The sequence below is a fragment of the Serratia sp. L9 genome (genome assembly GCF_050632285.1).
Classification (GTDB): domain Bacteria; phylum Pseudomonadota; class Gammaproteobacteria; order Enterobacterales; family Enterobacteriaceae; genus Chania.
In genome coordinates this window covers 2,115,765-2,137,866 of record NZ_CP192591.1, presented here as the reverse complement: position 1 = coordinate 2,137,866, position 22,102 = coordinate 2,115,765, and the positions used below count along the sequence as shown (strand labels likewise).

Genomic DNA, 22,102 nt, shown 5'->3' with positions numbered 1-22,102 from the left:
CATTCGCCGATTAGAAACTGAAGGTTGCGGTGGCAACCACTTGGCGCTCTGCGCCCCAGAAGCAACCATAGGTTGCGAAGCAGCTAGAGACGTATTCTTTATCAAACAAGTTGTTAACGTTCAGCGCAACGGAAGAACCCGGCAGGTTGAAACGTGCCAGATCATACTTGATCACGGTATTCCAAACGGTGTAATCCGGCACTTTAAAGGTGTTGGCTTCATCACCGTAGGTAGAGCCGGTATAACGCACACCAGCGCCTAAAGTCAGCCCAGTGAGCGCAGTTTCGTGGAAGGTGTAATCTCCCCACAATGAGGCCATATTCTTTGGAATAATCGCTGGGCGATTGCCCTGGTTAGTCGTATCTTCGGTATATTCAGCATCAGTATAAGTATATGAAGCCAGCAGGTTGATATTGGCGGTCAACGCAGCCTTGCCTTCCAGCTCGACGCCCCGGGAACGAATTTCACCCGTCTGTTGCTGATACCAACCACTGCTGGCATGTTCGATATCGGTAACCAGGTTATTTGATTTAGTCAGTTGATAGACAGCAATGGTCGCAGAGAGAGGCCGATCCTTTGGCATATACTTCACACCGGCTTCATACTGCTCGCCTTTAGAAGGAACAAAGGCTTTGCCGTTATATCCTGCGCCAACGTTAGGCTCAAAGGATTGCGCGTAGCTGACATACGGAGAAATACCGTTGTCGAATAAGTAGTTCAGGCCAATGCGGTTGGTAGACTGGCGATCTTTCTGCTCGCTGTAAGGAACAGCAGCATTAAGAGTGCGGTCTTCAACCGTGCTTTTCGCCCAGTCATAACGGGTGCCAGCAGTCAGGATCCATTGATTCCATTCGGCTTGTTCTTGCAGATAAATACCCACCTGCTGTTGGCCATTGACTTTACTGGTCGGGTTTAACTCCCCTTTGGTATAATGACCGAACTGCGGATTAGCCAGATTCAGAGGACTCGCGACCCCCCAGCCCCCCTGGATGTCATTATCCATACGCATAAAATCCACCCCAGCCAGCAGAGTATGATCTACCCGGCCAGTAGCGAATTTAGCCTGCCCCTGAGTGTCGACACTGAAGTTATTAAGACGCTCATCTGAAACAATATAGTTGCGGTTCAATGTGACGTTGTCTGCAGCAACACCGGTGCCGTAGATATTGTTTTGGTTGGTATGCAACTGCATGTAGCGCAGGTTCTGGCGCACCGTCCAGGTATCATTGAAGTCGTGATAGAAGCTATAACCAAACATGCGCGTCTGGCGTGAATAGAAGTTACTCTTTTCACCTTCGTTGAAATTGGTGGGTAACTTACCGTAAGGGGCATTCTGTACGGTTCCCTGCATCGGCAACCAGCCGTAATAACCCAGGTTCGGATCGTTTTGCAGGTAAGAGTACAACGTCAGATTGGTATGTTCATCCGGCTGCCAACTGAATGAAGGCGCAATGGCATAACGTTTTACTTTAGCCATCTCCTGCTGGTCGTCTGCATCCTTTGCCAGCCCTGTCAGTCGGAATGAGTATTTTCCGTCATCATCCAGCGCATCACTGAAATCAAACCCCGTCTGGAACAGATTATCTGTACCCATTTTGAATTGAACTTCTTTGAGCGGTTCCGTTGTTGGGCGCTTACTGATCAGAGAAACAATCCCACCCGGGCTGCTTTTGCCGTAAAGCACGGAGGAAGGCCCGCGTAAAACTTCTGCACGCTCAAGGAAATAAGGATCGATCGAAGCTTCGTTAAAGTAGTCACCTTGCAGCTTCAGACCATCCAGATAGATATTCTGGTTTACCGAGCCAAAACCCCGGATATAAACCGCATCATAAACATTTGAACTACCACGGCTACCGACCATCACACCCGGGGTAAAGCCCAGAGCTTCTTTAACAGAACTCGGTTGCATGATGTCCATCTGCTGACGGGTCACCACGGACACGGACTGCGGTGTTTTCACCAGCGGCGTATCGGTTTTGGTACCGGTTGCACTGCGTTGTGCCACGATGGTGGCAGCCGGGCCCCAGGCGCTTTCCTGTTGGGTAGCGCTGCCGCCGCCAACTACCGTGATAGTGTCCTGATTAGCGGCCGTTTCTGCGGCAACCGCAGGCAAGGCCAGGGAACCCAGAGTGGCCGCGATAGTGGCTGCTAAAACGTTAAGGGGTGAAAAGCCTGGTTTAACCGGTGATAAAGAGTGACGCTTGGTCGCCATGTCTGTTTCTCTGATGTGGTTTGATAACGAATGTGAACGATAATAATTATTATAAGCGCCGCATTTTATGCAGAAGCCAAGTGGAACTGCAAGCGCATTTCAGCCTGGAAATAGTTGTGGGTTTAACCGGGTAACCGCATTAACCGAATGGAAATAAAACCGGCGGTAAAGAGAAGAAAGCCCGCAACAGAAAGTTACGGGCTTAATAACACAGAAAAATTATTCTATTACTCCAGTTAACAAGACAAGCCACCGTTACTGGCCAAACATATCCTTGATCCAACCTGCCACACCATTGGCATCTTTCTGCTCACCTTGTTGCTGCTGCTGAGCCTGCTGCTCCGCCGCCTGGCTTGCCTGGCATAACCCCTGTGGGTTTTCAGTCCAGACCGGGATTGTGCGCCAACCGCTACCGCCACAGATAAAGTTACCGCCAGAGTCGATAGCCATCTGGCTGATCCCTTCCGGTTGCTGCAGTTTCAGCACCAGCGGCGTCTGATTTTCCAGATAGCGGCGATACAGCGTCAACGCACCGTTAGCGCCAGTCAGCTTGGCTGGGCCGTTATTGTCACGCCCTACCCAGGCAATCGCCACTTCTTTGCCGTCGATACCAGCAAACCAGCTGTCGCGCAGATCGTTGGTCGTACCGGTTTTGGCCGCCAGATTGTAGTTGGGGAACTTGACCGACAGCGAGCGGGAGGTACCGCGCGCCACGCCTTGCTGCATCGCATACAGCGTCAGGTAAGCTGCCTGCGCCGGAACTACACGCTCCGCCTGCGGGAAGCTCTGGTACAGCACCGTACCGTCTTCTGCAATCACCGAGCGGACCGCAGACAGCGGCGCACGGTTGCCGCCGCTGGCAATAGTTTGGTATTCCTGCGCCACTTCCATCGGCGTCAGGCCAATGGCCCCCAGCAGCATGGAAGGAACCGGCGTGATCGCCGTTTTAGGAATGCCCAACAGTTGCAGGGTGGCGCTGATCTGATCCAGCCCGACCGACATACCCAGATTGACCGTGGGTATGTTGAGTGAATTGGCCAATGCATCCACCAGCATCACCCGGCCACGGAACTGGCGATCGTAATTGTTCGGCTGCCACGAACTGCCGTTTGGTAATTTGATCGACAGCGGCTGATCGGCCAGCCAGGTATTGAGGCGATATTTATCCGGTTCCGACAGCGCAGTCAGGTAGGTTGGCGGCTTGGCCAATGATCCCACCAGGCGGCGAGCCTGGATCGCACGGTTAAACCCAGCAAACTGCGGGTTGGCACCACCGACCATGGCGCGAACCTCACCGGTAAAGCGATCAACGATCACCATCGCCGCTTCCAGATCGTTAACATGGCGCGCAGCACGCAGAGCCGGGATCCCATCCTCTACTGCCTTCTCAGCCGCATCCTGCGAAACCGGATCCAGCGTGGTGAAGATCTTCACGCCGGAAAGATCGTTAACCTTGTCGCCCAGCTTATTCTGCAATTCCTGGCGCACCAACTGCATAAATGCCGGCTGTGGTGAGATCACCCCACCTTTCGGCTGCACGCCCAACGGGCGGGCACTCAGCATGTTATACAGCTCGGCGTCGATCACGCCCTGATTCTGCAACAGCTTAAGCACCAGGTTGCGGCGCTCCAGTGCCAGTGTCGGGTTACGCCACGGGTTATACAGCGAAGCCCCTTTAACCATACCGACCAGCAGCGCCTGCTGATCGAGACTGAGTTCATTAACCGGACGGCCGAAGTAATACAGACTGGCCAGCGGGAAACCACGGATCTCATCGCTACCGCCTTGGCCAAGGTACACTTCGTTCAGGTACAGCTCCAGAATGCGGTCTTTGCTGTAACGGTAATCCATCAACAAGGCCATATAGGCTTCATTGAGCTTACGCCATAACGAACGCTCATTGGTCAGGAACAGGTTTTTTACCAACTGCTGGGTCAGGGTACTACCCCCTGCACCGCTCGCCCGGCGGTCAGGTTTGCCAACACCGCACGGCCAATAGAATAGGGGCTGACGCCGCCATGCTCGTAGAAGTGGCGATCCTCGGTGGCGATCAGCGTATCAACCAGCAGATCCGGGAAACCGGAACGTGGCACAAACAGGCGTTGCTCCCCATTAGGCGACTGCAACATGGTGATCAGCCGTGGGTCGAGGCGGAAGAAGCCAAAATTACGCTGATTTTCCATATTGACGATTTTCGCCAGGCCGTTGTTCTGGAAATCGAGCCGGGCGTGAATCTGGCCTTCTTTGCCATCCGGGAAGTCAAACGGGCGGCGCAGCAGCTCAATGCTGTTGGCCTGCACGGTAAATTCCCCTGGGCGGGTCATACGGCTGACCTGGCGGTATTGCATCCCCTCCAGCAGAGCAACCATTTCCTTTTTACTGTATGGCATGCCCGGTTCCAGATTGACCATGCGGCCATATACCGCCGCCGGTAACTGCCAGACCTTGCCATCAATGCGGCTGCGGATCTGGGAATCCAGATAAACCCCGTAAATCGCCAGCAATACAGCAATAACCAGGAACAGCTTGATAAACAGGCCAAGCCAACGGCGCTTTTTACGTGGCGAGCTCGCTTTTACCTTACGCGGCATGCGTTCTTCCTCTTCCTCGTCATCGTACTCATCATCGTCATACTCATCCTGATAGTCGTCTTCTTCGTAATCTTCATCACGGCGGCGGCGCACCGGTTTGCGCGGCACATTACGTTTTGGTTGTTTCCCTTTGCGCCCTATGGGCTCGCGGTCATCCCCAGCCATTGCGGTCATTCTCCACGCTTGCGGCACTGTTGGCCGTTGTTTTGTCGCTTAATCTGTTCCCTAGACTGCAGGCTGAACAGAAGAAACATCTGAATTCATTCATTGATACTTTTTGGTACGCCGGGTTGGGGCGGTATTGGCCGGGTCGTCGGGCCAAACATGTTTGGGATAACGCCCTTTCATTTCTTTTTGCACTTCCCGATAAGCCCCCTGCCAGAAGGCGGCCAGATCGCCGGTGATCTGCAACGGCCGGTGCGCGGGTGAGAGTAACTCAAGCACCACCGCGATGCGACCTTCCGCCAGCATTGGGCTACGTTGTTCACCAAACATTTCCTGTAAACGCACGGCCAGTGCCGGCGGTTTATCGGTGTCGTAGCGGATGGGAAGGCGGCTACCGGTCGGCACAGTGTAATGAGTGGGTAACGCTTTATCCAGCCGCTGTTTTTGCTGCCAGTCCAGTAGCCGGGCCAAGGCTTCTGCGATATTCACCTGCTTTAATCCACGGAGATCGCGCACGCCGGTCAATGATGGCAATAGCCAGTTTTCCAGCTTTTCAAGCAGTTGCTCTTCCTCCATCGAAGGCCATGCAGCCTCTGGCAACCAACGCTGAGCACAATGTAAACGCAGGCGCAATTGCTCAGCAGCAGTATCCCAATTGAGCGCGGCCAGGCCCTGTGCCCGTACCCAGTTTATCAAAGCCTGCTGCAACTCTGCTTCGCCGGGTTTGGCCAATGGCTGTGCCCGCAGCGTTAAACGGTCTATCTGCTGGCGTTTCCAGGCACGCAAAGTGCCTTTCTCCTCATCCCATTCTACGGCAGTCTGGCTACTGACTATTTCAGGCAACCGGGCCACCAGCGCATCAATATCGACAGGCAAAGCCAGCAGGATACGGGCATCCGGGCTGTTATGCCCTTGCAACAGGCTGGGGATAATCAGCCAGGGGGCTCGGGAAAGCGCTTCGTCCTGATTCATAACCGCCCCCAAACCATTTGCTAACAGGTAACGCCCATCCTGCCCACGCCGCTGGGCGATACGATCGGTAAAAGCCTGCGCCAGCAGAGGAGCGGCCAGATCGGCATCACACTGCCCATTCTTCACAGGTAAGCGCTTACTCAGTTGTGCTGCCCGGCGTTGCCAATGCGGCTGGGGGCGGCTCAGCCAATAACCGATATCCATTTGCCCACTGCGCGGGGGTTCTTCCAACAGAGCGGCCAGCATTGCTGCCGTGGCTACCCCATCAGGCCCCATCCTGGCCCCCGCGCATAGCATGGCGGCCAGCCGAGGCTCACAGCCCAACTCGGCCATCTGGCGGCCTTTAGCCGTTAATTTTTCGCTATCATCAATGGCCGCCAGCCGATGCAATAAACGGCGGGCAGCCGCTAATGCTGCCTGCGGTGGCCGATCCAGCCAGGTCAGTTGCCCAACGTCCACACAGCCCCATTGCAGTAACTCAAGCCAGAAGCTGGCAAGATCGCTTTGCAGGATCTCCGGTTCGGCGTGCTCGGCTGCACGTTCTGCCTGCTCTTTGGCGAACAGGTGCCAGCAAATCCCAGGCGCCAGTCGCCCAGCACGCCCCGCGCGCTGGATCATCGAAGCCTGGCTGATACGTTGAGTCACCAGGCGGGTCAGGCCGCTGCGGACGTCATAACGGGCTACCCGTTCCAGGCCGCTGTCGACCACCAGACGAATGCCTTCGATGGTCAGGCTGGTTTCCGCAATATTGGTCGCCAGCACCACTTTGCGCCGCCCTGCCGCCGCCGGCTGGATCGCTTTTTGCTGCTGCGCCAGGGGAGCGCGCCATACAGCGGGCACAGATCGGTATCGGACGCCACATCGCCAGTGAGCCGTTCGAGCACCCGGTTGATTTCCACCACGCCAGGCAGGAATAACAGCAGCGACCCCTGTTCCTCAGACAATAAACGTTTCACTGCCGATGCCACGCCATCCTCCAACCGTTGATGGCTGGCTAGCGCCTGGTACTGGCGCACAACCGGATAACTGCGCCCTTCAGACACCACCACCGGCGCTTGCGGCAGCAATTGCGAAAGACGCGCATTGTCCAGCGTCGCCGACATAATCAGCAATTTCAGATCGTCACGCAGCCCTTGCTGCACATCAAGCAGCAAGGCCAACGCCAGATCGGCTTGCAAGCTACGCTCGTGGAATTCATCCAGAATGATCAGGGAAACCCCTTGCAGCTCCCCATCCTGCTGCAACATGCGTGTGAGGATCCCTTCGGTCACCACTTCCAGTCTGGTTTGCGGCCCACTTTTACTTTCCGCACGCATGCGGTAACCCACGGTCTGCCCCGGCTCTTCCCCCAGTTGTTGTGCCAACCGATAAGCCACGTTCCTGGCTGCCAGCCGCCTTGGCTCCAGCATGATAATACGCCCCGGCAGCCCGGCTTTTGCCAGGATCTGTAGCGGTAACCAGGTGGATTTCCCGGCACCGGTCGGGGCGTGGAGCAATACCTGCGGGGCGGATTGCAGTGCGGTAAGCAGCTCTTCAAGAACCGCGCTGACGGGCAGTGAGGACACAAAACTCTCCATGGGGGTAGTTAATGGACGGCGCACATTGTATACCCGTCGCCTTTCAAGCTGCAGCGTTGTTATCTGCACGCCTTCTCCCCAGTCACTGGCTAAAGTAAGCGCCAGGGGAGAATGCGCTTGCTGCCTCGCTGCTGCTTGAAATTCATAGGGTATAGAATTAGGCTCAGCGTTTCACTAACTTACCGGGGTTTTATGTCCAGCTCGCGCCGCCTGTTTTTCGCCTTGTCGTTATCTGATGCCTTGCAGCAGCAGGTGATCCGCTGGCGTGCCGGGGCATTTCAGCCGGAGGATGGCCGCCCGGTTGCCGCAGCCAACCTGCATCTGACGCTGGCGTTCCTCGGCGAAGTCAGCCCCCAGAAAGAGCAGGCGTTAAAAACGCTGGCTGGGCGGATTGTACAACGTGGTTTTAACCTCATCCTTGACGATCTTGGCCACTGGCCGCGCCCTGGCGTGGTGTGGCTGGGTACCAAACGGGCCCCGCGCCCGCTGTTACAATTGGCAGAGTTACTGCGTTCGCAAGCGGCCCGCAGTGGCTGCTATCAAAGCCCGTTGCCGTTTCATCCGCATATCACTTTATTACGTGCCGCCACCAAGCCGGTCGCCATTCCCCCAACCACGCCAGGCTGGGTTTTCAACGCCGATCGTTTCTCGTTATATCAGTCGGTGTTTGAACAAGGGCGCACCCGCTACCAGGAACTTGAGCAATGGCCATTAGGCCTGCAGGAAAAACCATGATTTTTGCTCCCCCGTTAAAACCCGCCACGCTGATAAAACGCTATAAGCGTTTTCTGGCCGACGCTATCACCCCTGAAGGCGAAACCTTTACTCTGCACTGTGCCAATACCGGGGCAATGACCGGCTGCGCCACGCCAGGTGATACTATTTGGTATTCCACTTCAGACAATGCCAAACGCAAATATGCCCACAGTTGGGAATTGACCCACACCCAGCAAGGTGACTGGATCTGTATCAACACTCTGCGTGCCAACACCTTGGCCCGTGAGGCAATTGAACAGAATATAGTCAATGAATTATCCGGTTACAGTAAAATCACCAGCGAAGTAAAATACGGTAGCGAAAACAGCCGTATCGATTTGTTATTACAGGCAGAAAACCAGCCTAACTGCTATATTGAAGTTAAGTCAGTCACCCTATTGCAACAACAACGTGGTTACTTCCCTGATGCCGTAACACTCAGGGGGCAAAAGCATCTGCGTGAGCTGCAAAGCGTGGTTGAACACGGTCAGCGGGCGGTATTGTTTTTTGCCGTGTTGCACAGCGGTATCAACCAGGTCGCCCCGGCATTTCATATAGATGAGCGTTACGCGGCACTACTGGCGCAGGTTCAGCAGTTGGGAGTGGAAGTTGTTTGTTACGGGGCTAAATTATCACCTGACGGTATCTCGCTTTGCGATAAGCTACCGTTTTTTATCGACTAACATTTCCGGGCACAAATAAATCGACAACCGGATATTGCGTCGCCAAATACGCCTTCCTTCACACCATTGTCAAGCAGGCGACAGGAATAATTGCACTCCCCTTCCCTTCTGTTATTTATAGCGGCCTGTTTTTCCCCCGCATTGGGGATTCGACTACCCTGTGGCATTTGTAATAAAGGGTATAGTGCGTGTGTATGTAGGAGAAGCAATATGCAAGAAGGGCAAACCCGTAAAACCTCGTCCTTGAGCATTCTCGCCATTGCTGGGGTAGAGCCGTACCAAGAGAAGCCGGGCGAAGAGTACATGAACGACGCCCAGTTGTCGCATTTCAAGCGCATTCTTGAAGCATGGCGCAACCAACTTCGGGACGAAGTAGATCGTACTGTTTCGCACATGCAGGAAGAGGCAGCCAACTTCCCTGATCCGGCCGACCGAGCCACTCAGGAAGAAGAGTTCAGCCTTGAACTGCGCAACCGCGATCGCGAACGCAAACTGATTAAAAAGATCGAGAAAACGCTGAAGAAAGTAGAAGACGATGATTTCGGCTACTGCGAATCCTGCGGCGTGGAGATTGGCATTCGTCGCCTTGAAGCGCGCCCGACTGCCGATTTGTGCATCGACTGCAAGACGTTGGCCGAAATCCGCGAAAAGCAGATGGCCGGCTAAGCAGTTGTTAGTTCCTGTGGCGCGCGCCAACAACGCGCGCCGCATAGAGTAAAGGGAACCTTTCCCCTCTGATATGTCAGAAAGTTATTATGTGGGGCGCTTTGCCCCATCGCCTTCCGGGGATCTGCATTTCGGTTCGCTGATTGCCGCTCTGGGAAGTTACCTCCAGGCTCGTGCTCAACGCGGGCAGTGGCTGGTACGTATTGAAGATATCGATCCTCCGCGCGAGGTTGCCGGCGCAGCCAGCCGTATCTTGTCTGCTTTGGAACACCATGGTCTCCACTGGGACGGCCAGATCCTCTATCAATCCCAACGTCATGAAGCCTACCGCGCCACCCTTGATTGGCTGCAACGCCAGGATCTCAGCTATTACTGTACCTGTACCCGCAGCCGTATCCAGCAGATTGGCGGTTTGTACGATGGGCATTGCCGTAATCTTAAGCTAGGCCCAGAGGGCGCAGCAATCCGCCTGCGGCAATCCAACCCAGTCTATGCCTTCCACGATCGGTTGCAGGGGGAGTTGCAGGCTGATCCCGCGCTGGCACAGGAAGATTTCATTATCCGCCGCCGTGATGGCCTGTTTGCCTACAACCTGGCGGTGGTGATCGACGATCATTTTCAGGGCGTCACCGAGATCGTGCGGGGTGCCGATCTGATCGAGCCGACGGTACGCCAGATTGCGCTGTATCAGCAATTACAGGCACCAGTCCCGGAATATGTCCATTTACCGCTGGTATTGGGCAACAACGGGATTAAGTTGTCGAAGCAGAATCATGCCCCGGCCTTACCCGTTGGCGATCCACGGCCAGTATTGATTGCTGCCCTGAGATTTCTGCGTCAACCACTGCCAGAAATCTGGCAAGATCTTGATCTGCCGTTATTATTGAGCTGGGCTGTGCAACACTGGCAGTTGGACGATGTACCGTGCCAGCCAGCAATTTCCCGGTGTGAAAACACAACGGCATTCTCAAAACAGCCATGGTGAGCTATGATTAGCCGCTATTTTTTTGTTAACACCATTTTTATCCGTCACTATCGAGGTGTACCATTTTTACCCGAGTAGCCAATTTTTGCCGTAAGGTACTAATCCGCGATGACAAGTTGACCCGCGATGAAGCGCCGGCCAGCGATAAAAACGAAGTCCGCGAAGAAACCGCGCCCGCAGAACAGCCGGCGAAAGTGTCATCGCGCTCTGCCGATAACGGCAGGAAGAACCCTGCACGTCACCCAGCGGCACGCAAACGCCCATCATTGCCAGCCGCAGAGGGAACGCGCCCAATGACCGTGATCCCACGCGACCAACATTCAATCTCACGTAAAGATATCAGCGAAAATGCGCTGAAGGTGCTGTATCGCCTGAATAAATCCGGCTTTGAAGCCTACCTGGTCGGCGGTGGCGTACGCGATCTGCTGCTCGGCAAAAAGCCGAAAGATTTTGACATCACCACCAACGCCACCCCAGAGCAGGTACGTAAACTGTTCCGTAACTGCCGCCTGGTGGGCCGCCGCTTCAGGCTGGCACATGTGATGTTCGGGCCAGAAATTATCGAGGTTGCCACTTTCCGTGGCCATCACGAACAGAACCCTGAGTCGGATAAAAACCTATCGCAGCAGGCCCAGAGCGGCATGTTACTGCGCGACAATATTTATGGTTCCATTGAAGAAGATGCCCAGCGCCGCGATTTCACCATCAACAGCCTGTATTACGCGGTTTCTGACTTCTCCCTGCGTGATTACGTCGGTGGTCTGCGCGATCTGCAACAAGGGGTGATCCGCCTGATTGGCGATCCGGAAACCCGCTACCGTGAAGATCCGGTCCGGATGCTGCGCGCAGTGCGCTTTGCCGCCAAGCTGGATATGACCCTCAGCGAAGAAACCGCAGAGCCGATCCCACGCCTGGCCTCACTGCTGCACGAAATTCCCCCAGCACGCCTGTTTGAAGAAGCACTGAAATTGCTGCAGGCAGGCTACGGTTATCAGACCTACCTGAAACTGTGTGAATATCAGTTATTCCAACCGCTATTCCCGTTAATTGCGCGCCATTTCACGCCAAATCACGACACGCCGATGGAACGCATTCTGGTGCAGGTGCTGAAAAACACCGATCACCGTCTGCAAAATGATATGCGCGTCAACCCGGCGTTCCTGTTTGCCGCCATGCTGTGGTACCCACTGCTGGAACATGCGCAGAAACTGGCGCAGGAAAGCGGGCTGGCCTATTACGATGCCTTTGCTCTGGCGATGAACGACGTGCTGGACGAAGAGTGTCGTTCACTGGCAATCCCTAAACGAATCACTACACTGGTACGTGATATCTGGCAGTTGCAGCTACGCCTGTCCCGCCGCCAGGGCAAGCGTGCGCACAAGCTGATGGAACATCCTAAATTCCGTGCGGCGTATGATTTGCTGGCACTGCGTGCTGAAGTGGAAAACAACCCGGACATGCTGCGTCTTGCCGAATGGTGGGATGAATTCCAAGAAGCTACCCCGGCACGCCAGAAAACCATGCTGAGCACGTTAGGCGAAGATCCGGCACCACGTCGGGCACGCCAGCGCCGCCCACGCCGCAGGGCGCCGAATAAAGAAGGGGCATAATGATCCGCGTTTATATCGCACTGGGTAGCAATCTGGCACAACCGTTACAACAGGTGAATACCGCGTTGGAAGCGTTGGATCATATCCCGCGCACTCACCTGATCGTTTGCTCGCCGTTTTACCGCACGAAACCGTTTGGGCCGCAGAACCAGCCGGATTTCCTCAATGCGGTGGTGGCACTGGATACCCAGTTACCCCCGGAGCAGCTGCTCGATCACACTCAGGCGATAGAACGTAATCAGGGCCGCGTGCGCAAAGATGAGCGCTGGGGTCCACGCACGCTGGATCTGGATATTATGCTGTACGGCGATCGGGTGATTGAGACCGATCGTCTGACGGTACCTCACTATGGCCTGAAGCAACGTGAGTTTATGCTCTATCCGTTAGCCGATATCGCGCCGGATCTGGTATTCCCCGACGGTGAAACCTTGGCTGATTGCCTTAAACGCGTGCCTGAAAATGGCATGGTATTGTGGCACCCGTCAAAATCCTGAAAAGCTGAGGCCTGCTACAGCATCACCGTCGCAGCAAATCCCCCCGCTGCCCGATTGGCAAAGCTCATCCGTAAGCCGTGCAAACTGGCAATACGCTGCACGATGGAAAGGCCTAGCCCGCTTCCGGTCTGCTCTTGCCCCGGCGGGCGATAAAAGCGTTCCCCCAACCTGGCCAGATGATCCACCGTAACCCCTGGGCCATCGTCTTCCACCGTCAGTTGCCGCTCACTTAGCGTTACGACAACCGCCCCCCGGCCGGGGTGTAACGCACCGCATTGTCCACCAGATTACGCACCAGCAGCGATAACAGCAGTGGTTGACCCAAACGTGAAGCAGGGATGCCTCGCTGCTCATAACGCAGCGTGATACCAGCCAGGTGGGCTTGTGGCTCCAACTCTGCCAAGGTCATCGGCACCAGTTGGCTCCAGTCGACAGGGGTCAGACTGTCGAGATCGGCCAGCGAATCCAGCCGGGACAAAGTGAGCAGTTGATCCACCAGTCTTGTTGCCCTGTCGATCCCCACCGTCAGATTCTTCACTGCATGCTCGCGCATCTGCGTGTCATTCCCCGCCAGTTGCACGACCTCAGTCTGTACTCGCAACGCGGCCAATGGGCTTCGCAATTCATGAGCTGCATCCGAGGTAAAGCGCCGCTCATGCGTCAGCATGCTATTGATGCGCATAAATAGCGCATTAAGCGCATCTACCAACGGGCGGACTTCGGTAGGCACCTGTTGAGCATCGAGCGGCGTGGCATCGTCTGGCGCACGTTTACGCAGACCAGCCGCCACTTCGCGCAATGGTTTTAGTTCGCGCCCGACCATAACGGCAATCAATAGCATCAGGATGGGTAACGTTACCAACCATGGCACCAGTTGCCCGGTGACCATCCCCAACGCCATATCATGCCGGTAATCCCACTCCTGGCCGACAACAATGCGGTAACGCCCATCGGGGCTGGTCAGCCACAGTAACCGCCAGCTATCGTTGTCCCCTTTGAGTTTCCCGTCGATAAACCCTTCTTGCCTGGCATCAAACAAAAAATCTTCGCCGTTTTCACCGTCATTAAGCAGCATACGGCCATCGCGGGCGAAAATGGCAAACGCCAGCGCGTCATCCTCCTGCTCACCACGCTTGCCGTGTTGCAGTATTTTCTTGGTTTTCGGTAGGCTGCGCGCAGCCTGATTACCCAGCAGATTGCCCAGGTCGGTAGTTGCCAGGCGCTTGGCAAACAGCATCTGCTGGGTGTCGAACACTTGGTTGATATTGTGGCGCGTCACCCTCCACGCGACTACGCTGGCCGCACTCCAGGTAACCAGCGCCAACAGGCTGAAGATAATGATCAGCCTTAATCGCAGGCTCAACCGGCTCACGGCTCATCCCCCAGCGTGTAACCCACGCCATGTACGGTGCGGATAAAACCGTTACCCAGCTTACGACGCAAGTGGTGGATATGGACTTCAACCGCGTTGCTGCTCACTTCTTCGTCCCAGTTATACAGTTTTTCCTGGAGCACCGGCCGCGCCAGCACCCGGCCTTTGTTCAACAGAAACAGTTCCAATACCGCCAGTTCGCGTGCGGTCAGCATAACGGGTTCGCCCCCGCAGCTCACGCTACGCGAGGCGACATCAAACACCAGGTTACCATGCACTAATTGAGGGGTCAGTTGACCGTGACGGCGGCGGATCAGCGCCAGCAGGCGTGCGGCAACCTCCGTCAGCGCGAAAGGTTTGCACAGATAATCATCCGCTCCACTCTGCAGCCCACTGACGCGCTGCTCCACCGCATCACGTGCGGTGAGGATCAATACCGGCACGTCCTGCCCGGCCTGGCGCCACTGGCGCAACAGGTCAAGCCCATCCATCCCCGGCAGGCTGAGATCGAGGATCACCGCATCATAAGGCGCGCTTTCCAGTGCGTTCCTGCCGATTATCCCGTCGGTGAACCAATCCAGGGTAAAGCCCAATTTGGTCAACCCCACTTTGATACCGTCACCGATCAGCTTGTCGTCTTCAATCAACAGAATTCTCATGCATTCTCCTCCCTGCCTCATCGGCCCATTACATCATAAGGTTCTTAAGAACATCTTAACCATAGTGATCGGTGCTACCCACCCCGGAAGGGTTACAGTAGAATGACAACACTTTTTACAACCCTGTTACAGCGAAACGCTGTGCGGCTATATGCAGGAGACGTCGTGATGAAATCGACCACAGTGAGCCATTTACGCCAGTGGAAAAAGGAACAGCGCAAGTTTGCAACCATCACCGCTTACGATGCCAGTTTTGCGCAGCTATTTGAAGAACAAGGCATTAAAGTGCTGTTGGTTGGTGACTCCTTGGGAATGACTCTGCAAGGGCACGACTCAACGCTCCCGGTCACCGTTGCCGACGTCGCCTATCATACCCGTGCAGTGCGCCGGGGCGCGCCAGCCTGCCTGCTGCTCGCCGATCTGCCTTTCATGAGTTATGCCACACCGGAACAAGCCTGCACCAGCGCGGCCGAAGTGATGCGCGCCGGAGCAAACATGGTCAAACTGGAAGGCGGCAGTTGGCTGTATGAAACGGTGAAGATGCTGACCGAACGTGCCGTGCCGGTCTGTGGCCATATGGGCCTTACCCCACAATCGGTAAACGTTTTCGGCGGCTACAAAGTGCAGGGGCGTGATGAACTGGCGGCCAAGCAACTGCTGGAAGATGCCAAGAATCTGGAACTGGCGGGTATGCAACTGCTGGTGCTGGAATGCGTACCGGCCGAACTGGCTCGCAAGGTGACTGAAGCCTTGTCGATCCCAGTGATTGGCATCGGTGCAGGCAATGCCACCGACGGCCAGATACTGGTGATGCATGACGCTTTGGGGATCACCGGCGGCCACATCCCGAAATTTGCCAAAAACTTTCTGGCGCAAAGCGGTGATATCCGCAGTGCCGTGCAGTTGTATATCCGGGAAGTCGAGCAAGGTCTCTACCCCGATGAAGAGCACTCGTTCAACTGATTTACTGGCCGCACTTGCTGGCAAAAAGAGTCAATAAAATAACTTAACCCCATAACCTGAAAGGCCGGGGGACATCAAGGAGTTATGGAATGGTAATTATCGAAACCCTGCCACTGCTGCGCCAACAAATCCGCCGCTGGCGACAGGAAGGCAAACGCATCGCACTGGTGCCCACCATGGGCAATCTGCATGAAGGCCATATGACGCTGGTCGAAGAAGCGCGAGCCCGTGCCGATGTGGTAGTCGTGAGCATTTTCGTTAACCCGATGCAGTTCGAACGCCCAGACGATCTGGCACGTTATCCACGCACGCTGCAGGAAGACAGTGAAAAACTCAATCGCCGTAACGTTGATCTGATCTTCGCCCCCGCGCCAGCAGAAATTTACCCAAAAGGGTTGGATGAGCACACCAGCGTCGATGTCCCGATCATCTCTACCATGCTCGAAGGCGCCAGCCGCCCAGGGCACTTCCGCGGTGTTTCCACCATCGTCAGCAAGCTGTTCAATCTGGTTCAACCGGATCTGGCCTGTTTCGGTGAGAAGGATTACCAGCAGTTGGCGCTGATCCGCAAGATGGTTGCTGACATGGGTTATGATATTGATATTATTGGCGTGCCGACCGTGCGGGCCAAAGATGGGCTGGCACTCAGCTCACGTAATGGCTACCTGACAGCGCAAGAGCGTAAAATAGCCCCGCAGTTGAACCAGATTATGAAAGCGTTGGCGGAACAGCTCAGCAACGGTGAGCGCCACGTTGACGAGTTGCTGGCACAGACCGCTGAGAAGCTGAGTGCTGCGGGCTTTACCCCAGACGAACTGTTTATCCGCGATGCCGATACGCTGCAACCGCTGGATGTAGAAAGCCGCCGTGCCGTAGTGCTGATGGCCGCCTGGCTGGGCAAGGCCCGTCTGATCGACAATCAGCAGGTTGACCTCACACAATAAGTCGTTTTTTTGTACAATCGTTGCCGTATTTATCCGGTTGGCAGTAGACTGACAGGGTTTATCGGTGACGATAAATATTGCAAGGAAGCAGTTCAATCTCAGTCGCCTGAAAGGGCCGATATTCAGTTAGGTAACGCTATGATACGTACTATGTTGCAAGGCAAGCTGCATCGGGTGAAAGTGACTCAGGCTGACTTGCATTACGAAGGTTCCTGCGCTATTGACCAGGATTTCCTGGAGGCTGCGGGGATCCTGGAATATGAAGCGATCGATATTTACAACGTTGACAACGGCCAGCGTTTTTCCACCTATGCTATCGCCGCTGAACGCGGTTCGCGCATTATCTCAGTCAATGGAGCGGCTGCCCGCTGCGCCTGCGTTGGTGACAAATTGATCATCTGTTCTTACGTTCAGATGAGCGATGCCGATGCCCGCCAGCACCATCCCAAAGTCGCTTACTTTGAGGGCGAAAACCACCTGCAACGCAAGGCGAAAGCCGTCCCAGCTCAGGTTGCCTGATCAAACACAGGCACCTTCAGCATAATGCATGCCAGTAACACTAAAACGCCCCCTCCCAAAGGGAGAGGGCGTCACGATTAACCTGGCATGAATTAATCAGGCATCGTATGGCTTTACTGACAAGCAATACGCCTCCAGCACCCGGTTTTCCTTTTTACTGCACTGGCACTGTGCCCGGTTTATTGGCTATCCGTTCCGCCATGGTCGGAATGGAGTCGGTACGCAGAATATAAAGCCGCTTCAAAGTATACGGGTTATCACCCGGCTTCACTTTCCCCTGTACCGTGGTGACCGCCATATGGAGCCCAGCGTCTTTTGCCGCCTGGATCGCATTTTGGTTATAGCCGCCGAACGGGTAGGAAAGGTACAGCACGTGCGGGTTAAATTGCTCTAACGCCCGTCTTGAGTGCTCAAAATCGAATTCGATATTATGCAGCGAACGGCTCAGCAGGATCGGCTGACGATTGGCCCCGGTGCGGTGCAGGAAGTGAGTATGCGATTGAACATCGAACACATCCTGGCTCTCTTTCAGCTCAGAAATGCTCATAAACTGCAATGAATCCGGGTTCCACTTTTGCGGATGGCGTTTTATACGTGAAGAGATGATAAACGCCGTGGCGCGCATCCCATATGCCTTCAGCACGGGATAGGCATAGCGATAAACCGACTTTAGCCCATCGTCAAAGGTCAGCATCACCACTTTACCTGGCAGGTTAATCTGATTATTCAGATAGGCTTCCAGTTGGTACATGGTGATGGTGTCATAACCCGTCTGCTTCAGGTACGTCATCTGGTTGCTGAAAGCCACGTCCGAGGTGGTGGTTGAAGTATTACGAAAACGTTTATTCTCTTCATTCTTCAGCAGATGGTGATAAGTCAGCACCGGGATACCGTTGTCGATCTCGCAGTCCAGTTCACTGACATACCCCAGGCGATCGCCGATATTCACTTCATACCAGGTGTTATTGAGCCGATCTTTGAGCTTGCCGATAATCGGATAGCGCAGGTTCTCTTCCAGCACGCTAAAGACTTCGCTGCTGTTATCGGCAGCGGTGTAGACGTTGATTGCCCGCTGGGTGATCAGGTTCTGATTGGTCAGCGGCTTGTTCAACTCGCCCAGATCGTCCTTCACCTTGCGGGATTTACGGATGGGACGCACATCGTCTTTATCGATAAAACCGGTGCCATGACCAAATTTGAGTTCGTAATATTCCGCATCCGCCGGGAATACCTGGATCAGTTGCCCCCGCTTCACTTCCCCTACCGGTATTACATGCTCACCAATCAACGAATAGATTTCGCTGTTACGCTGAGCTTCCATGTATTCGGCTTTTACAGAGTTGTCTTCCGACAATAAATCCGCCAATGCTGCCGGTGCCAGCAACGACATAAAAATGCCGAGTAGCCCTGCCGCTATTTTATATTGAGGCTGCATGGTTTTGTTCTGCTTACGAGTACGTAATGAAAAATGAAGAAAATGTGGAGCGCCAGCATAGCACGATTTAAATCGCGGAGAGAAAGGGCGGAGGCTGGTAATTATATAGATTTAAGTAATATATGTAATAAATCAATAAACCGCCCTCCCCTGGCCATCAGGAGAGGGCGATTGCATCAGGAACGCAAACCGCGACCACGTTCGATCAGATACCAGGCCAAAATGTAGAACACCGCAATAAAGGCAATCAGCACAGCCATGGTCAGCGCCAGCGGTACATCGGAGATGCCGAGAAAACCAAAGCGGAAACCACTGATCATGTACACGATCGGGTTGAGCTTGGACACTGCCTGCCAGAAGGGGGCAACAGCGTCAGTGAGTAAAACACCCCGCCCAGGTAGGTCAACGGCGTCAGTACAAAGGTTGGGATCAGGCTGATATCGTCGAAGGTGTTGGCAAATACGGCGTTAAGCAACCCACCGAGCGAGAACAGGATCGCCGTCAGCAGTAATGTCACCGCAATCACCCACCAGGCGTGGACCTGCAACGGAACGAAGAACAGCGAGATCACCGTAACCAGGATCCCGACGCAGATACCACGCGCCACGCCCCCCACATACCCTGCGATCACGACGTGAGTTGGCACCGGAGCCACCAGCAGTTCTTCAATATTGCGCTGGAATTTAGCGCTGAAGAATGATGCCGCCACGTTGGCGTAGGAGTTGGTGATCACCGCCATCATGATCAGGCCGGGAACGATAAACTGCATATAATCAAAACCATGCATCTCACCAATACGCGAACCAATAAGGTTGCCGAAAATAATGAAATACAGGGTCATGGTGATCACTGGTGGCACCAGCGTCTGGATCCAGATGCGGGCAAAACGGTTGATCTCTTTTGCCCAGATGCTCTTCAAGGCCACCCAATACAAATGCATCATGCTTTTTCTCCATTGCCGTTCACCAGGCCGACAAACAACTCTTCGAGGCGGTTAGCCTTGTTACGCATGCTCAGTACCTGGATCCCCTGCGCACTCAGTTGGGTAAACAGGCCATTCAGGCCTTGTTCACGCATCACTTCCACTTCCAGCGTGGAGGTATCCGTTAAACGGCTGATATAACCCTCCAGTTTCGGCAGTGGGCTTTTGGCCGCCAGATCGAGGATAAAGGTTTCTGACTTCAGTTTTGACAGCAGCTCCTTCATTGAGGTGTTTTCCACCAGTTCACCGTGCTGAATGATGCCGATATTACGGCACAGCATTTCGGCCTCTTCCAGATAGTGAGTAGTCAGAATGATGGTGGTGCCCTGGGCATTTAGCTCTTTGAGGAACCCCCACATTGAACGGCGCAGCTCAATATCCACCCCGGCAGTCGGTTCATCGAGGATCAGCAGCTTTGGCTGGTGCATCAAGGCACGGGCAATCATCAGGCGACGTTTCATCCCGCCAGAAAGCATGCGCGCTCGTTCGTTGCGTTTGCCCCAGAGATCGAGCTGATTAAGATACTTTTCTGCACGTTTCTGTGCTTCGGGGCGTTCTACACCATAGTAACCCGCCTGATTGACCACAATCTGCATCACGGTCTCAAACGGGTTAAAGTTGAATTCCTGGGGCACCAGGCCGAGTTGGCGCTTGGCGTTGACGATATCTTTATCGATATCGTAGCCGAACACCCTTACCGTGCCGGAGGTCTTGTTGACCAGCGAACTGATAATACCGATGGTGGTTGATTTCCCTGCACCATTGGGCCCCAGCAAGGCATAAAAATCCCCTGCTTCAACATTCAGATCGATGCCGCGCAATGCCTTTACGCCACCGGCGTAAGTTTTGGTCAATTGCGCTATTTCCAGTGCATAATTCATAAGTGATGAGAGTACCTTGTGATGGAGTATGCTGCTGTGTTTGATAAGTGGCAGTTTACCATTAGCAGTCTGATTACTGAGTAGAATCCGTGCGCAAACCCGTTCGGTTGTAAAATTGCTTCACTGTTCCGATTTCCAAATTGTGATGCTTGCCATATATTACATCAACGCAATCCGTTCGTTACAGGCCAATAACCGCCATGAAAGAAATCGAAAGGCTTATCGCCAATAACCAAGCCTGGTCCGCCAATATCAACCAGGAAGATCCCGGCTTTTTTGAACGCTTGGCTCAAGCGCAGAAACCGCGGTTTTTATGGATAGGCTGCTCCGACAGCCGCGTCCCCGCCGAGCGCCTGACCGGCCTGGAGCCAGGTGAACTGTTCGTTCACCGTAACGTGGCAAACCTGGTGATCCACACCGACCTGAACTGCCTGTCTGTGGTGCAATATGCCGTCGACGTGCTGGAAGTTGAGCATATCATCATCTGCGGCCACCTGGGTTGCGGTGGTGTAGAAGCGGCGGTAGAAAACCCGGAGCTGGGGCTGATCAACAACTGGCTGCTGCACATTCGCGATCTGTGGTACAAGCACAGCTCGTTGCTGGGGGAATTGGAACCGGAACAACGCCTGGATGTGTTGTGTGAAATCAACGTAATTGAACAGGTGTATAACCTGGGCCACTCCACCATCATGCAATCGGCCTGGAAACGCGGCCAGAAAGTGATGATCCACGGTTGGGTATACGGGATCCAGGATGGTCGCTTACACGATCTGGAAGTCACAGCCACCAGCCGTGAAAGTCTGGAGATGGGCTACCGCAAAGCGATAGCCACGCTCAAGCAGGAAAAAGGCCTGTTTTAAAGGCTTATCGGGGTTCAGCAAGGCTGAGCCCCGGTGGGATCACTCGTCCAGCAGCACCACTTTGCCGATGTAAGGCAGATGACGATAGCGCTGGGCGTAGTCGATGCCATAACCCACCACGAACTCATCCGGGATCGAGAACCCGACGTATTCCACCGGAACGTCAACTTCACGGCGCTCGGGTTTATCCAGCAGCGTACAGATTGCCAGAGATTTCGGCCCACGCAGCGCCAGGATCTCACGCACTTTATTCAGCGTGTTACCAGAATCGATGATGTCTTCGACGATCAACACGTCTTTACCACGGATGTCTTCGTCCAGATCCTTGAGGATCTTCACATCGCGTGTGGTGGACATGCCGCTGCCATAGCTGGAAGCGGTCATAAAATCGACCTCATGTGACACCTCTATGGTGCGGCACAGATCGGCCATAAACATGAAAGAGCCGCGCAGCAGCCCAACCAACACCATGTCACTGCCGCTATCGCGGTAATCTTCAGTGATCTGGCGGCCAAGTTCAGCGATACGGGCCTTAACTTCCTGCTCGGAAATCATTACGTCTACATAATGTTTCATTATTTACATACCACGTTGAATATACTCATATTTTATATGCTTTTTATGTTCATAAACTTCATTGATTGATACACCGATTGATACACAGGCCAGTGAACAAACCAGAAAACATCAGAATATAATAACACACTGCTTGTAGCGCATGTGGCCGCTCATCCGGAGCCTGATAATGTCGCTTTCCTGGCCGTTCTGCGGCTGTC

Annotated in this window: 15 protein-coding genes and 4 pseudogenes; 10 read left to right on the top strand and 9 right to left on the bottom strand. The window is 54.4% G+C overall.

Going from position 1 to position 22,102, the window contains the following annotated elements; translation table 11 throughout:
* Positions 1-10 precede the first annotated feature (10 nt).
* The 3 genes and pseudogenes from fhuA to hrpB all read right to left on the bottom strand — a co-directional run bounded on the left by fhuA (position 11) and on the right by hrpB (position 7,517).
* Positions 11-2,212 carry a ferrichrome porin FhuA gene (gene fhuA, locus ACQ86O_RS10180; protein ID WP_431225118.1) on the bottom strand — a complete coding sequence of 734 codons (2,202 nt, stop codon included), beginning with the start codon at positions 2,210-2,212 and terminating at the stop codon, positions 11-13.
* Positions 2,213-2,467: 255 nt separating this feature from the next.
* Positions 2,468-4,968 (bottom strand): annotated as a pseudogene (gene mrcB, locus ACQ86O_RS10175) (bifunctional glycosyl transferase/transpeptidase).
* Between the two features lie 99 nt (positions 4,969-5,067).
* Positions 5,068-7,517, bottom strand: a pseudogene (gene hrpB / locus ACQ86O_RS10170) (ATP-dependent helicase HrpB).
* 192 nt (positions 7,518-7,709) lie between these two features.
* Between hrpB and thpR the strand changes: the two are divergent.
* The 6 genes from thpR to folK all read left to right on the top strand — a co-directional run bounded on the left by thpR (position 7,710) and on the right by folK (position 12,711).
* Positions 7,710-8,252, top strand: a complete 543-nt coding sequence (thpR, locus tag ACQ86O_RS10165; protein ID WP_431225117.1) for an RNA 2',3'-cyclic phosphodiesterase — start codon at positions 7,710-7,712, stop codon at positions 8,250-8,252.
* Positions 8,249-8,956 carry a DNA/RNA nuclease SfsA gene (gene sfsA, locus ACQ86O_RS10160; protein ID WP_431225116.1) on the top strand — a complete coding sequence of 236 codons (708 nt, stop codon included), beginning with the start codon at positions 8,249-8,251 and terminating at the stop codon, positions 8,954-8,956. Before thpR ends, sfsA begins: the two co-directional genes overlap by 4 nt.
* A gap of 210 nt (positions 8,957-9,166) precedes the next feature.
* Positions 9,167-9,622: an RNA polymerase-binding protein DksA gene (gene dksA / locus ACQ86O_RS10155; protein ID WP_431225115.1), complete on the top strand. Its 456-nt coding sequence runs from the start codon at positions 9,167-9,169 to the stop codon at positions 9,620-9,622.
* Positions 9,623-9,695: 73 nt separating this feature from the next.
* Positions 9,696-10,607, top strand: a complete 912-nt coding sequence (gluQRS, locus tag ACQ86O_RS10150) for a tRNA glutamyl-Q(34) synthetase GluQRS (protein WP_431225114.1) — start codon at positions 9,696-9,698, stop codon at positions 10,605-10,607.
* A 62-nt stretch (positions 10,608-10,669) separates the two neighbouring features.
* Complete coding sequence (gene pcnB, locus ACQ86O_RS10145) at positions 10,670-12,217, top strand: polynucleotide adenylyltransferase PcnB (protein WP_431225695.1); 1,548 nt, start codon at positions 10,670-10,672, stop codon at positions 12,215-12,217.
* The gene (folK, locus tag ACQ86O_RS10140; protein WP_431225113.1) at positions 12,217-12,711 is read left to right on the top strand and encodes a 2-amino-4-hydroxy-6-hydroxymethyldihydropteridine diphosphokinase; all 495 of its coding nucleotides are present in this window, start codon (positions 12,217-12,219) and stop codon (positions 12,709-12,711) included. The genes pcnB and folK overlap by 1 nt, the downstream gene beginning before the upstream one ends.
* Before the next feature lie 14 nt (positions 12,712-12,725).
* Here folK and qseC read toward each other — a convergent pair.
* Positions 12,726-14,083: pseudogene (gene qseC / locus ACQ86O_RS10135) on the bottom strand (quorum sensing histidine kinase QseC).
* The gene (qseB, locus tag ACQ86O_RS10130; protein ID WP_431225112.1) at positions 14,080-14,742 is read right to left on the bottom strand and encodes a quorum sensing response regulator transcription factor QseB; all 663 of its coding nucleotides are present in this window, start codon (positions 14,740-14,742) and stop codon (positions 14,080-14,082) included. The pseudogene qseC and the gene qseB overlap by 4 nt, the downstream one beginning before the upstream one ends.
* 168 nt (positions 14,743-14,910) lie before the next feature.
* Here qseB and panB point away from each other — a divergent pair, with 168 nt between their 5' ends.
* From panB to panD, 3 genes are all read left to right on the top strand, one after another.
* Positions 14,911-15,705, top strand: a complete 795-nt coding sequence (gene panB / locus ACQ86O_RS10125) for a 3-methyl-2-oxobutanoate hydroxymethyltransferase (protein WP_431225111.1) — start codon at positions 14,911-14,913, stop codon at positions 15,703-15,705.
* A gap of 89 nt (positions 15,706-15,794) precedes the next feature.
* Entirely contained in the window at positions 15,795-16,649 is an 855-nt protein-coding gene (panC, locus tag ACQ86O_RS10120; RefSeq protein WP_431225110.1) for a pantoate--beta-alanine ligase, read from the top strand.
* Between the two features lie 138 nt (positions 16,650-16,787).
* A complete protein-coding gene (gene panD, locus ACQ86O_RS10115) occupies positions 16,788-17,168 on the top strand; it encodes an aspartate 1-decarboxylase (RefSeq protein ID WP_431225109.1) in 381 nt (126 codons plus the stop codon).
* Positions 17,169-17,322: 154 nt separating this feature from the next.
* On the opposite strand, the gene ACQ86O_RS10110 is transcribed toward panD, so the two are convergent.
* The 3 genes and pseudogenes from ACQ86O_RS10110 to ACQ86O_RS10100 all read right to left on the bottom strand — a co-directional run bounded on the left by ACQ86O_RS10110 (position 17,323) and on the right by ACQ86O_RS10100 (position 20,466).
* The gene (locus ACQ86O_RS10110) at positions 17,323-18,603 is read right to left on the bottom strand and encodes a polysaccharide deacetylase family protein (protein ID WP_431225108.1); all 1,281 of its coding nucleotides are present in this window, start codon (positions 18,601-18,603) and stop codon (positions 17,323-17,325) included.
* 176 nt (positions 18,604-18,779) lie between these two features.
* Positions 18,780-19,546: pseudogene (locus ACQ86O_RS10105) on the bottom strand (ABC transporter permease).
* Complete coding sequence (locus ACQ86O_RS10100) at positions 19,543-20,466, bottom strand: ABC transporter ATP-binding protein (protein ID WP_431225107.1); 924 nt, start codon at positions 20,464-20,466, stop codon at positions 19,543-19,545. Before ACQ86O_RS10100 ends, ACQ86O_RS10105 begins: the two are co-directional and overlap by 4 nt.
* A 200-nt stretch (positions 20,467-20,666) precedes the next feature.
* Between ACQ86O_RS10100 and can the strand changes: the two genes are divergently transcribed.
* The gene (gene can, locus ACQ86O_RS10095; RefSeq protein WP_429616853.1) at positions 20,667-21,326 is read left to right on the top strand and encodes a carbonate dehydratase; all 660 of its coding nucleotides are present in this window, start codon (positions 20,667-20,669) and stop codon (positions 21,324-21,326) included.
* Positions 21,327-21,365: 39 nt separating this feature from the next.
* On the opposite strand, the gene hpt is transcribed toward can, so the two are convergent.
* A complete protein-coding gene (hpt, locus tag ACQ86O_RS10090; RefSeq protein ID WP_431225106.1) occupies positions 21,366-21,902 on the bottom strand; it encodes a hypoxanthine phosphoribosyltransferase in 537 nt (178 codons plus the stop codon).
* Positions 21,903-22,102 lie beyond the last annotated feature (200 nt).